This is a genomic window from Leptospira kobayashii, assembly GCF_003114835.2.
Taxonomy (GTDB): Bacteria; Spirochaetota; Leptospiria; order Leptospirales; family Leptospiraceae; genus Leptospira_A; species Leptospira_A kobayashii.
Genome location: NZ_AP025028.1, coordinates 1,052,565 through 1,065,688 on the forward strand (window position 1 = coordinate 1,052,565; position 13,124 = coordinate 1,065,688).

General features: G+C 40.6%; 7 protein-coding genes. 4 read left to right on the forward strand and 3 right to left on the reverse strand.

The features are described 5' to 3' along the window. The first annotated feature begins 53 nt into the window (after positions 1-53). Positions 54-2,099: an ammonium transporter gene (gene amt / locus DI077_RS04650; RefSeq protein WP_109018632.1), complete on the forward strand. Its 2,046-nt coding sequence runs from the start codon at positions 54-56 to the stop codon at positions 2,097-2,099. Positions 2,100-2,157: 58 nt separating this feature from the next. Here the strand turns inward: amt and DI077_RS04655 are convergent, their stop codons facing one another. The 3 genes from DI077_RS04655 to DI077_RS04665 all read right to left on the reverse strand — a co-directional run bounded on the left by DI077_RS04655 (position 2,158) and on the right by DI077_RS04665 (position 8,476). Then, positions 2,158-2,952 carry an adhesin OmpL37 family surface protein gene (locus DI077_RS04655; protein WP_109018631.1) on the reverse strand — a complete coding sequence of 265 codons (795 nt, stop codon included), beginning with the start codon at positions 2,950-2,952 and terminating at the stop codon, positions 2,158-2,160. A gap of 109 nt (positions 2,953-3,061) precedes the next feature. Next, a complete protein-coding gene (locus DI077_RS04660; protein WP_109018630.1) occupies positions 3,062-6,451 on the reverse strand; it encodes a hypothetical protein in 3,390 nt (1,129 codons plus the stop codon). A gap of 552 nt (positions 6,452-7,003) precedes the next feature. Then, the gene (locus DI077_RS04665) at positions 7,004-8,476 is read right to left on the reverse strand and encodes a sensor histidine kinase (protein ID WP_242935360.1); all 1,473 of its coding nucleotides are present in this window, start codon (positions 8,474-8,476) and stop codon (positions 7,004-7,006) included. A gap of 398 nt (positions 8,477-8,874) precedes the next feature. Between DI077_RS04665 and DI077_RS04670 the strand changes: the two genes are divergently transcribed. From DI077_RS04670 to DI077_RS04680, 3 genes are all read left to right on the forward strand, one after another. Next, the gene (locus DI077_RS04670; protein ID WP_109018680.1) at positions 8,875-9,816 is read left to right on the forward strand and encodes an ABC transporter ATP-binding protein; all 942 of its coding nucleotides are present in this window, start codon (positions 8,875-8,877) and stop codon (positions 9,814-9,816) included. Next, the gene (locus DI077_RS04675; protein WP_109018627.1) at positions 9,813-10,574 is read left to right on the forward strand and encodes an ABC transporter permease; all 762 of its coding nucleotides are present in this window, start codon (positions 9,813-9,815) and stop codon (positions 10,572-10,574) included. The genes DI077_RS04670 and DI077_RS04675 overlap by 4 nt, the downstream gene beginning before the upstream one ends. 325 nt (positions 10,575-10,899) lie before the next feature. Further along, a complete protein-coding gene (locus DI077_RS04680; RefSeq protein ID WP_109018626.1) occupies positions 10,900-13,050 on the forward strand; it encodes a neutral/alkaline ceramidase in 2,151 nt (716 codons plus the stop codon). Positions 13,051-13,124 lie beyond the last annotated feature (74 nt).

The window sequence follows — 13,124 nt, forward strand, 5'->3', positions numbered from 1 at the left end:
ATTTGCATTTGAAAAACAGGAAATTCAAATTCTAACCAGGTAAGGTATATACTATGATCGAAAAAAAACTGATAGATCAGTTATGGATCATTATCGCTGCCGGGCTTGTGCTTTTTATGCAAGCGGGTTTTCTCTGCGTTGAATCGGGGTTAACTAGAAGTAAAAATTCGATCAATGTCGCTATAAAAAACATAACCGACTTCGGAGTTGCGACTCTTTTTTTCTGGCTCGTTGGATTCGGTCTTATGTTCGGTGTTAGTTACAACGGTTTTTTCGGTACTTCCAATTTTATCAGTGTTTTTAACGGGGAAGGAGGATGGATATCTTCCTTCTTCTTATTCCAACTGGTTTTTTGCGGTACAGCAGCCACCATTGTTTCGGGGGCGGTTGCCGAGAGGATGAGTTTCCCAGCTTATCTTTTTAATACAGCGATGGTTTCCTTATTGATTTATCCGATCGCGGGACACTGGGCCTGGGGAGGTGCATTGGCAAACACTGGGCAAGGGTGGCTTGGTGCCAGGGGCTTTGTTGATTTTGCAGGTTCAACCATGGTTCATAGCGTAGGGGGATGGGTTTCTCTGGCGGCCTTACTTCATATCGGACCAAGGATAGGGCGTTTCCCGGAAGACGGTCCTCCTCAAAGAATGAATCCCAGTAATCTTCCCTTGGCTATGTTAGGTGGTATCATACTTTGGTTCGGTTGGATCGGATTCAACGGAGGAAGTACTTTTGCATTAAACGAAGCCGTACCTAAAATCATTGCGAAAACATTTTTGGCAGGTGCTACCGGACTTCTTGCCGCGCTTTTTTTCGGATGGATCAAATTGGGATACGCCGAACCTTCATTACCTTTAAACGGTTCTCTTGCGGGACTTGTTTCCATCACTGCAGGATGTCATGCGGTTAACGAATGGCAGGCGGCGCTCATCGGACTTGTCGGTGGAGTGCTTGTGATCCCTGCTGCCGATTTACTCGAAAAACTAAAGATAGACGATGCCGTAGGTGCGATTCCTGTGCACCTTGTGGGAGGCATTTGGGGGACGATCGCCGTAGGTATTTTCGGAGATCCCTCCATTCTGGGAACGGGGCTTGGTCGATCCTCGCAGATATGGGCGCAAGTATTCGGTATTGTTTGTATCGGCGGGTTCGCATTTTCCGTAGCTTGGGTTTTACTTTTTATATTGAATCGTTTTTTACCTTTGAGGGTGGGATTCAATGATGAAAAATCGGGTCTTAATATTTCAGAACATAGAGCGAGGACGGAACTAGTTGATCTCTTTATGGTAATGGATCATCAGAAACAAACGGGGGATCTTACCTATGATGTTCCTGTAGAGCCTTTTACGGAGGTTGGACAAATTGCAGAAAGATATAACGGAGTATTAAGCAAAGTTAGGTCCACACTAAAGGAAAATGAGAAGGCAAGAATCGAAATCGGGGAAGCTTATAAAAAAGTGCAGATAGAACAGGAGAGAGCTGAAAAACTACTTTTGAATGTTCTGCCCGAACCGATCGCCAAACAATTGAAAGACAATCCGGAGATCATTGCCCATAGTTTTCCGGAAGTTTCCGTACTATTCGCGGATATAGTTGATTTCACCCGATTGGCGCATAAATACAAAGCGGAAGTAATCGTAGGAATCTTAAACAAAATATTTTCCGCATTTGATGAGCTTGTGGACAAATACAAACTGGAAAAAATCAAAACCATCGGAGACGCTTATATGGTTGTCGGAGGACTTCCCGATCCTCTCTTGGGTCATGCTGAGGCGATCGCAAACTTTGCCATTGATATCCGGGACAAAATGTCCAAATTCCGACTTAAGAGCGGAGAAACACTTTCTATGCGTATTGGAATCAATACCGGGCCGGTAGTTGCAGGAGTGATCGGGACTAAAAAATTCATTTATGATATTTGGGGAGATGCTGTGAATCTGGCGAGCAGGATGGAGTCACACGGAGTTCCCGGAACCATTCAGATTACGGAAGAGACTGCAAATCGGTTAGGTAAAAAGTTTATCATAGAGAAGCGCGGAAAGATCAAAGTAAAAGGTAAAGGCGAAGTAGCTGCTTATTTTCTGAAAGGAAGAGCGGATTGACATATCGGTTTTGTTTACTTTCGACAACTTGTAATGACATCCGTAACAAAAGGAGAAATCATTTCTTTTTTAATATATTTCTTCTCACATAAGCCGGATCAATGTCTTCCAATGGCTTTGCCAGCTCTTCCATATTCGGTTCATACATTGTCATTGTATAGATTCCGTCTCCGGCATAGGTTTTAAAATGATTATCCCAATGGATGGTTAGAAATTTTTCTTTATCTTGTGATATCGCTCTGTCGATATCTTCATTTAACGATTCAAAGGCGGTATTCTCTATTTCAATGGGGAAATCCGTATTGTGTAGAAGTGCAAGTAAAACAACGAATCTTGCCGAGTGTTTTAGAATCTTTAAACTGAAAAGCATATCTCTCAGTTTTAAAAGATATAGATAGGGCCTCGTATTTTTCGCTATGATAAGTTTTTGCTCCGCCTCGGACAAATCTCTGAGCGCAAGTCTGATAAAGGCGTTTGTTTCCGTTCTTTCTTTTCCTTTTGCAAGTCTCGCCAAATGATTGATTTCGAAACGGATAAATGCAATGTTTTTAGTTAACATCCTTTCATAGAGAAACACCAAAAGCCTTTGAGTGGTTCTTACGCTTTCGTAAGCTCTTCCGTAATCACCTGCAGTGTGTAGGCTTTGAAATTCTATATAATGCTGGATGCATCTTTTATACAGTTTCTTTTCTTCTTCGTCTCCGAAGTTGGAAACGGAAGAATCGATGGATTTGAGTATGAGTTGGTTTTCTTCCGCACCGAAGGCAACTTGTAGATTTCCTTTGCTTGAATAATTTTCAGTTCTGAATAAAAAAACTGAAAACAGAATCAAGATTTGAAAAATTTTTTGCATAGGAAAAACCGTATCATCTAATTTTCGGATGTACGGAGGGTAAAAAACAGAAATAAGAACTTCGGTTCTTTTCTTTTGATTTATGTCTCAGGGAAAAGAACCGCTTTTGTCATCTTATCTTCTTTTGTTTTTTGGCGGACAAACTGTAACCTAAAAGATAGGCCATTTGCCAAACTGCATTTAACTTTTCTTCCCTTTCATCCGCTGGGACGGAAAAACTCGATTCGGATTTTGAATCCTTTAGAATTCCCTGCAAATGAAATTCACCGATTCCGAATTTAATCGTAGAATCATCCGTATGAATCCAAAAATGAATTCCATACTCTCCACCTTTCAGATAATCCGTGAGATAAATTCCTTTCTCTGTGACTTCGGGAAGCTTGGGGATTTCCTGATTCGGATCTATCTTTGCTTTTGCAGCTTCATCCAAATAAATACGAACTTCGGAACCGGGTCGTGCCTCCTGCCAAAGTTTTTCAATGCAATCGTCCCCTTTTTTGCCGAACCATCTAAGAAGTTGGGGAAGTCGCATTCCCAATGTTTCTTCGTAAGCATAAGATGCATAAGAATAAGGATTTGCAATTGCTAGCCTTTTCTTGACCGCACCGAGTATTGTCTCAAAAGAATTTTCTTTATCCGATAAATACAACCTAACACATAATAGATCAATCCATGCAATCCAATCAAAACTAGGGTTTTCCAAAATAGATCTGATCTCCTGAAGAGTCATGGAAATTACTTTTTCCCATTTTCTAGCCTCCGGTTCCATCACTCTCATGAGTTGCAACATATGTAATTTCCAGGAGGGGGAAGCATAGGGAAGATCCAGAACTTGTGCAAAGTAGGTAAGTGAATGTCTTCCTTGGAGGAAAAGCGCTTTCACTGCTTCCCATCGGTCGTATTCTCCCGCATATTTGTATTCGTCTAACGAATAACGTAAGGATTCCAAAAGCCAAGGACCCCCGTATTTGATCACATCTTCGTGTTTGAAATTCTTTTCTTTGATCTTCGCAAATACATGTTGGACACTGTATTTCTCCGGATGTAAGATCGCTTCGGGAAGCAGTTCCGGGTTTTTGGAAACTGAACTTGCATACTGATCGGAATCATCGTAAGGAATCGCATTTTCTCCTGTTAGCTGCTCCCAGGTGATTCTTGCAGCATGTTCGATGTAAGTCCATGAATAATCAACCATTGGTTTCGGATCGGCATAAATATGATGAATCAGATGTTGTTTGAAAGATTGGATTTTGGTCTTTCCGATGGCACGAATTGGTCCGTAAACCCTTACTTGGTCTCCTCGGTTTCCTAAGATTCGATTTGCAAGTTCCAGCCAATCTTCCTTTTCCGGTTCCAAAAGAAGTAAACCGGATAATAAACAAGCCTGCAAATCGATACTGATGCTAGGGGAATCGTTTTTTTTCGCAAGAGCAAATAATTCATAAAGTCCTTGTTTGGCGGAAATGGGATCCATGTTTACCCATGCAATTGCTGCTTCCGAAAGATTGATCAGAATTGTAAGATCCAAGTAGGAACTTCTATCATGTCCTCCTTTGATTTCGACCCCTGCTTGCAAATATCTTTGCACGGTTTCCAAATGATGTTTGAGTCCGAGTTTTGCGGAGACGGCGAACGCATAACCTATGCTAATCCCGAATACATTGAGATTTTCTTTGTAGGATAATACTTTATCGCAGAGTTTGGCAGATTCTTCATCCGCTACCAGAATTCTTTCCTGAAGTGCTTGGGTCAAATGGCTGTATACCGTAAAAATATTGTTCAGGTTGGGGCCTTCTTTCGTAACTTTCTCTTTTTTTTCAAGCACACTGTCCATAGTTGAAAATACTTTCCAGGATGCTTCGGCCAAAATGGAATGGGATTCTTCGTGTTCACTGGAGATCAAATCACTTACGACATATTCCAATCTAGGATCATCTTGTTTTAATTTTCGGATGGCATCCCGAAAAGCTGCCATTGCATGATCATCGTCAAACTTACCTAAGGTGCGAGTGATTCCGCAAAATGATTTTTTGTTATCGGAATCATATTTGAGTCCTTGTCTGAATGCCGCGGAAACAGGTAAAGATAATCTTTGATCCAATCTTTCCTTTCTATACGGCCATTCATTGTAGGAATCATCCGTTCTTTCTTTGAAGTATTCTTCTACCAGCTTGGAAAAATCCGGATCATTTTTTCCTATCTCTTTCAGTAGTAAATCGTGAGTCGCAACATCTTCCGGAAATTCGGACATGATCCGGAGAGGTTCTTCTCCGTTTTTTAATTTTATCTCCAATTCTTTTTTAGAAAGAGTTTTGATGGAAGATAGACCCAATGCATCGGAATAAAGTTTTTTGTTTTGCGGTTCTATATGTTTCGGATCGGAATTTCGAAATGTCAGATTACGTATTTCTTCGATTTTTTTAGAAGGGATATTGTTAAAATTTTTCGATTTGCCATTCAGATAATTCAAAACAAGATCAGCTAACAATGGTATCATTTTCCCGGATGTAGATTTCGCGATTTGGCAGGCTTCTCTGCAAGCATTGTCATTTTTCATGAAAAAATGAGCTAATATCCAATAGGCTGCAAGCGTAGGAACTTCTTTGATCAGTTCTTTTTCTTCCTCCCAATTCTTGTATGAAGGAGCTGTTGCCAATTTTTCCGCAAAAGCAAATGCAGGATCTCCGTAGGAATGTCCGAGTAACCAGGAAGATCTTTCGAATAGGTCCAGAGATTTCGTATAAAAACTTTTCTTTTCGTAAATCTTGGCCGCTTCCTTTTCAAAATTCTTAAGAGTGCTTTTTTCCATCATTGATTTAATGAGAGACTCTTTCGGTTTCGGTTGTCCGTTTTCTTCCGAATCCTCATCTTCGTAGCCGTCATCATCCTCATCTTCTTCCGAGTCATTCATCCAATTACTAGCTATGAAATGTGAGATGGAATAATAAGGATCATCTTCCAATTCCCCGATCTCATGATTGTACTTATTGACTTCAACGGATTCTTTTTCGTTAGGCAGCAAATTGATCCAACAAGTATCTCCTCCTCCGTCCGAAGCAAATTGATAGGAACCGTTGAGTAAAAACATAAGCCCGGGATAAGTCCCGATCATCCATTCCAAATTGGATTTAAGATCTTTCTTTTTCAGTAAATCTTGAACGGAGACGGGTTTGTAATCATCATAATATTCCTCTTCTTCTTCGGAACCAAAGGAACCATGATCAATCATATTCCAAATATCCGGAACATTGTACATAATCTCCGCATAAGCGGTTCTTGCATTTTCCCATTCCAGAATTTCTTTTCCCGGCTTGAATCCGTATGTTTGTTGGAATTTATCTAAAAAACTTTCAGTAAGTTTTGTTTTTTTCTTATCGATCGTTTTTTTGAATTTTTCACGAAGGGATTGATAAACTAACATACGATCTGTGATGATTTCCGTCAATCTTCCGGAGTATAAGTCGTTTTTTTGAAATGGTTTTTCTTTTGTTTCTTTCATAGGCTACTTTCTCTAACAAACTTTCGAAAAATATTTTTCAATTATATTTCTTTTCTTTGAGAGCGGACTTCGGTTTTATAGAGTTGTAGGTAAAAATACCACCGATGATTTCGTCTGTCGGCGTTTTATGTATGGATAATCTTTGTTATACGATAATCCCCTTTTTGCAATTGCCGTACAATTTGAACAGGTTCCGAAAATAAAAGTCAGTGCATAAATTTTTCAAGAATTGGAGCGGCATTTAATAGCCAGTATAACAAAGTAATGATATTTCCGTAGACCATCAACGGAATAAACCATACTATTGTTGCGAGAATGGATCCTTCGTTGAGATAAATAAGATAGGTTTGAAAGAACAGGCCGATATAAAGATCGATACCGATTTGGCGTCCCCAATGCAATTGAGAAATCCTTCCTATGCTTTTGAATCGATTTTCCTTGCTTGAACAATAAAGGGTTTATGCCACGAATATCAGAAAAATACATCCTAATAGGATCGCGATCGAATCAATTCAAGTTATGTATTAAAAAAAATATGCCAGTTTGATCCGTTTAACCGAGGATCGGTAGAGAAATCCAGAATGTGCTGCCCTGGTTTTCCATACTTTCCACCCAAATCTTTCCGTTATGACGATCCATGAACTCCTTGCAAAGTAAAAGCCCCAAACCGGTGCTAGTTTCCCCTCTGGTTCCTTTTCTCGTTACTTTCTGATCCATTTGGAAAAGACGTTCCTTAAGTTCGGGTTTCATTCCGATGCCGGAATCCTTTACGAAAATTTTTATTTCATTTCTTTCGGAAAAGTCCGTACCGATTTCAACCAAACTTCCGTTATTTGAAAATTTGACACTGTTGGATACAAGATTTCTTAATACGGAATTCAGCATGGATATATCCGCATCGACCGTTATATTTTTTTGAACCAAGTTGCTGATTTGTATTCCTTTTTGTTTCGAAAAATCGTATATATTGGTCAGGGTTTCTTCGACACTCATGTAAAGATTTAATTTATCCGGTCTGAATTCTATTATACCTCGTTGCATTCTGGACCATTCCAATAAATTTTCCAATAAAGAGTAGAGATTGTTTGCGGATTCATGGAGGGATTTTCCAAGAGAGTGAAATTCTTCGGGTTCTATTTTGCCCGATCCTTCCGACATCAACTGTGTGATCCCGAGAAATCCGCTAAGCGGAGATTTTAAATCATGGGCGATAATGGAAAAAAATTTGTCCTTGGTTGCGTTCAGCTCATTCAGTTCTTTGTTTTTCTCTTTAATGATCAGCTCGACTTCCTTTCTATCGGAAATATCCCTTGTGATACTGATCAACTGTTCTTCCCCGCTTACGGTTATAATGCGGGAGGATATAATTCCGGTGAATAATGAATTATCTTTCTTTCTGAATTCGAATTCTACGTTCTGGCAATATCCTTTTTCCTTCAGTTCATTTAACATTTGATTTCGAGCTTCGGGGTTTTTCCAAATGGAAAGATCCAGTGGCGAATTTCCAATCGCTTCTTCCTGAGAATATCCCGTTGTATTGACGAATCCTTCGTTTAGGTTTATGATTTTTCCGTCTGACAGGCGTGTGATGAGAATCGCTTCCGGAGATGTTTGGAATATCTGTTCGAAATGTTCTTTTGCCTCCCGGATTTCCTGGCGGTTACGAATTCCGGTCAATGTGAAGAAAAGTGTCACCCAAATCACTTCCAAGATAAGTAGAGAGGAAAAATAAACAGAATTGAATAAGGAAGATTGGTTATAGATCACCAAATTGGGAGCCATAAAAACATAACTCATCCGAAATAGATTTAAGATCAGATAAAAAGCAAATACCACCGTACTGAATAGGATGATCTCCGAATTTTCTTTGTTTCTGTTTTTGAGTAAGATCCAAGCAAGACACCCGTATGTTGTAAAAACGACAAAACTAACGGCAAAGGTCCTAACCAGGATCAGATCCTGAACGAAGGTGAAATACAGAATGAAACCGAAGAAAAGAGAGTTGAAAGACAAAATGAGTTTCAAAGGTAACTTATGATGAAAAAAATGAAGACAGGCCGTAATACGGAAGTTACACGTCAAAATCAGGAATATGTTATTTATAATTATGCTGTAGACCGGAGGAATTGTCCCTCTTAAACCGAGAAAAACATATACCAAAGCCAATGTAAAATGAGACCAAACCCAATATTGATATGCTTTGTATGATTTTTGAACTCTGGTAAAGAGCAATAGGAATAGTCCTAGTGTAAGATTTGTCAAAATCAACAGGACTTGGATCGTAAGAGTATCCATAAGATGACATTCCATCAGAGCTGATGAACGTCATGCAAAAAAACTGCGAACTGAAAATGAGGATGCCCGTTTTTAACAGAAAGTTATTTTTGGCAAAAGAATCAAACCCCGGAATAGGGATTTTACTTATGCAAAAAAAACAGAAACCATCCATAGTCTCCGTCGTTAATCTTTCCAAATCCTATCCTTCGGGATTTCAGGCTTTGAAGAAAGTCAATCTGGAAATCGAGGACGGAGAGATCATCGCTCTTTTGGGACCCAACGGTGCCGGAAAGACCACACTAATTTCCGTTATATGCGGGATCGTAAATCCGAGTGAAGGTTCCGTGATTGTAGACGGCAAAAACATTATCACGGATTTTAAAGAAACCCGCTCCAGAATCGGCCTTGTTCCCCAGGAGTTGAGTGTTCATTCCTTTGAGTCGGTTTGGACTACGGTGAGTTTTACCAGAGGACTTTTCGGAAAAGCACCAAATCCGGGTTATCTGGAGAAGTTACTGAAGTCCCTTTCTCTTTGGGAAAAAAAAGACGATATGATCATGACTCTTTCGGGAGGAATGAAAAGAAGGGTTCTGATTGCAAAAGCGCTTTCGCATGAACCGAAGGTTTTGTTTTTGGATGAACCGACTGCGGGCGTGGATGTGGAATTGCGTAAGGATATGTGGAATATCGTTCGTGATCTTCGAAAACAAGGTGTGACCATCATATTAACAACTCATTACATAGAAGAGGCGGAAGAGATCGCAGATCGAATTGCAGTGATCAACAAGGGCGAGATCATACTTGTTGAGGATAAAAAACTTCTGATGCAGAAATTGGGCAAAAAACAACTCAGTTTGGATTTGATCAAGGAATTGAAAAAACTTCCGGTTTCTTTGAAAGGATACGAACTGGAACTTGCTTCCGGTGGCAAACAACTGATTTATACTTATGACCCCGGGGCGAAAGAAAACGGGATTTCAAACCTTTTGGATACTTTGAGGAAAGCGAAAATTTCCTTTAAAGATTTAAATACGACCCAGAGCACTTTGGAAGAAATTTTTGTTCAATTGGTAAAGGAAGAAAAATGAATTTATACGCAATCAAATCCATCTATGTTTTTGAAATGTCCAGAACCTGGAGAACATTGATGCAAAGCATCGCTTCTCCCGTTATCTCTACATCACTTTACTTTGTGGTATTCGGAGCAGCCATCGGTTCCCGAATTCAGGAAGTCAACGGAGTTCCTTACGGATCTTTTATCGTCCCCGGGCTGATCATGTTATCCCTGTTAACTGAGAGTATTGGAAACGCATCCTTTGGAATTTATTTTCCTAAATTTACCGGAACGATTTACGAAATCCTTTCCGCTCCCGTCACTATGGTTGAAGTTGTGATCGGATTTGTCGGTGCAGCTGCGACGAAATCAATGATACTGGGACTCATCATGCTTGCTACTTCGGCTTTGTTTGTTCCTTTGAAAATCGCGCATCCTTTGCTTATGATTTTGTTTTTAATACTAACATCTGTTTCGTTCAGTTTGTTCGGATTCATCATAGGTATCTGGGCGGATAATTTTGAAAAACTGCAAGTCATCCCCATGCTTGTGATCACTCCTTTGGTATTTTTGGGAGGAAGCTTTTATTCCGCGAGTATGTTGCCTCCTTTTTGGCAAAAACTCTGCCTATTGAATCCGGTACTTTATTTGGTAAGCGGATTCAGATACAGCTTTTATGAAATTTCAGATGTGAGCGTTTATGTAAGTCTTGCTGCAGTGTTTTTGTTTTTGAGCGTTTGTATGATTTTGGTTTGGTTGATTTTCAAGACCGGCTATAAACTAAAAAAATAAAAACTGAAAAGAAAGAGTTCTCTTTGAAATCTTCCTTTGCTATATTTTCCGGGAAACAAAGTTCCCGGAAAATGATTTAGATTTCTACTTCTCCTCCAAAGCCCCCTGGCCTTATCTTAAACCCCCTCGCTTACCTTAAATAAGGCATTTCATTGCACTTCTTGTCTAAAGAACGGCGATCAGAAAAAAGTCGACAATTGTCGGTTATTTTTGTTGCCATAATTTTCCAATCGTTTAGTATTTATCCCTAATTTGGTCCCGGGTCGGTGTGTGGTGGGAAAATGCGAAAACAACCATTTAAGAAATCAAAATTTGGAGATTGCATATGAATTCTAAACAACACCCTCTCGTCCGAGGGATCATCTATCTAACAGTCGCATTTTTTGTTCTGACTTGTTCGGACAAAAAGACTTCTCAGTCCCATCTGCTTGGCCTCGCGGAAACCGGAAGCAGCGCTTCCCTGGATGGTGTATCCGGAAATGTGGGAGGTACCACAAAGGCGGTTTCCCTCGGCTCTTCACCTTATCTGGTAGGATCGGGAATCTATGATATCACTGGTCCCGCTGCGGAAGTAGGGATGATGGGATTTGCGGAGTCGGCGCAAAAGACGGAAGGGATTTATATGCGTCTTTGGTCCAGAGCCTTTATCATCGGGGATGCTTCCAAACGAGTGGTATTTGTAAGTGCGGATTTGGCGATGATTTTTCAGTCCGTAAAACAAGGTGTTAGTCGTAAGATCGCTTCGGATTCCGAACTTTCTCCTTATTATAATGAATCCAATGTTTTACTTTCCGCGACTCATACACATAGCGGGCCTGGGGGATACTCTCATTACTTTTTATACAATGTGACCACATCGGGATTTATCAAACAAAACTACGATGTGATTGTGGATGGAATATACCGCTCCATCAAATTGGCTCATAAAAATCTGGTTCCCGGAAAAGTTTTCGTAAGTCAAGGAGAGTTAACAGATGCTAGTAAGAATAGATCTCCGGTCGCTTATGACAAAAATCCTCTTGGTGAAAGAAATAGTTATTCTTCCAATGTAGATACCACTATGACCTTACTTAAGCTTGTGGCGGAAGACGGTCGCGAAATAGGAACTGTGAATTGGTTTGCAGTCCATCCTACGAACGTAGGACCAACAAACAAACTGATAGGTGGTGACAATAAGGGATTGGCATCTTATACGTTTGAAAAATTAAAAGGAACCAATTATTCTTCCGACAATACGTTTGTTGCGGCTTTCGCACAATCGAATGCGGGGGACGTAACTCCCAATCTATGGGGGCCTGCGGACGGGGTTAATGATTACGAAAGACAAAACATCATTGCTTCAAAACAATTCAACAAAGCGCTTTCCCTTTACTCGAATGCTACGACTCAATTGACAGGTTCTGTCGATTTCCGTCATAGTTATGTGAATTTTTCCAATCTATACGTCGGTTCCGTGGGGACTACCACATGCCCAGCCGGAATGGGGGCATCCTTTTCAGCAGGGAGTACGGAAGACAATGCGGTATCAGTAGACTTTTTCGATGAAGGGGTCACTGTGGATTCTCTGGATTGGAATGAAGATGCAAGATCTGCATTTCTTTCCAGTTTTCTAGGCGGTGCATTGGGGATTTTTTGGCCTGCTTCCGTCAGTGAATCGTATAAAACCTGTCATGCGGAAAAACCGGTTCTTATTCCTACCGGTGTCGCAACCTTCGATGGAAATCCTTGGACTCCTCCCATCATCCCGTTACAAATCATAAAGATCGGAAATCTCGCTATTTTGGGAGTTCCGGCGGAAGTATCCACGATGGCAGGACGCAGACTTCGTTCCGTTGTCGCAAATGAGTTGAACGGAGTAGGGTATACCGTCATCGCAGGACTTTCCAACTCTTATACATCTTATTTGACGACAAGAGAAGAGTATTCTTCCCAACAGTATGAAGGTGCGTCCACTCAATTCGGACCGAACACTTTGTACGGTTACGAGCAGGAATTCGATAAACTCGCGATTGCTTTGCGCCAAGGTACGGCGGTTTCCCCTGGACCAACTCCTCCGGATCTAACGAATTATCAGGCAACTTTTCAAACAGGAGTCGTATTCGATGATATTCCTTTGTTTAAAAGCTTCGGAGATGTATTTACTCAAACCTCTCCTTCCTATTCGAGCGGTGCTACTGTAACGGCTGTTTTTTGGGGAGGGCATCCTAAAAACAACCTTCTTACCAAAAGTAGTTTCGTGGATGTGGAAAAATGGAACGGATCGACTTGGGTGACAGTAGTCCGTGATCTTGACCCGAGCACCACATACAAATGGCAAAGAGACGGAATCGCTTATTCAAAAGTAACCGTTACTTGGAAAACGGCTTCTTTTCCTACCGGTACTTACCGAATCCGTCACAGAGGGCATTGGAAATCCGGTTGGACGGGAGCAATTTCTTCCTATCAGGGTGTTACAAATAGTTTCTTAGTACAATAAGAAATGATTTTTTTCCTGACCTTTTTTAAGGTCAGGAGTTTTTTCTTTTTGATACGGATTGACTGGGAAAGATT

What these genes read in the sequence shown, in the direction of transcription:
- DI077_RS04670 (WP_109018680.1), top strand. Translation starts at nt 8,875, where the DNA reads ATGCAAAAAAAACAGAAACCATCCATAGTCTCCGTCGTTAATCTTTCC.
- DI077_RS04675 (WP_109018627.1), top strand. Translation starts at nt 9,813, where the DNA reads ATGAATTTATACGCAATCAAATCCATCTATGTTTTTGAAATGTCCAGA.
- DI077_RS04680 (WP_109018626.1), top strand. Translation starts at nt 10,900, where the DNA reads ATGAATTCTAAACAACACCCTCTCGTCCGAGGGATCATCTATCTAACA.
- DI077_RS04655 (WP_109018631.1), bottom strand. Translation starts at nt 2,952, where the DNA reads ATGCAAAAAATTTTTCAAATCTTGATTCTGTTTTCAGTTTTTTTATTC.
- amt (WP_109018632.1), top strand. Translation starts at nt 54, where the DNA reads ATGATCGAAAAAAAACTGATAGATCAGTTATGGATCATTATCGCTGCC.
- DI077_RS04660 (WP_109018630.1), bottom strand. Translation starts at nt 6,451, where the DNA reads ATGAAAGAAACAAAAGAAAAACCATTTCAAAAAAACGACTTATACTCC.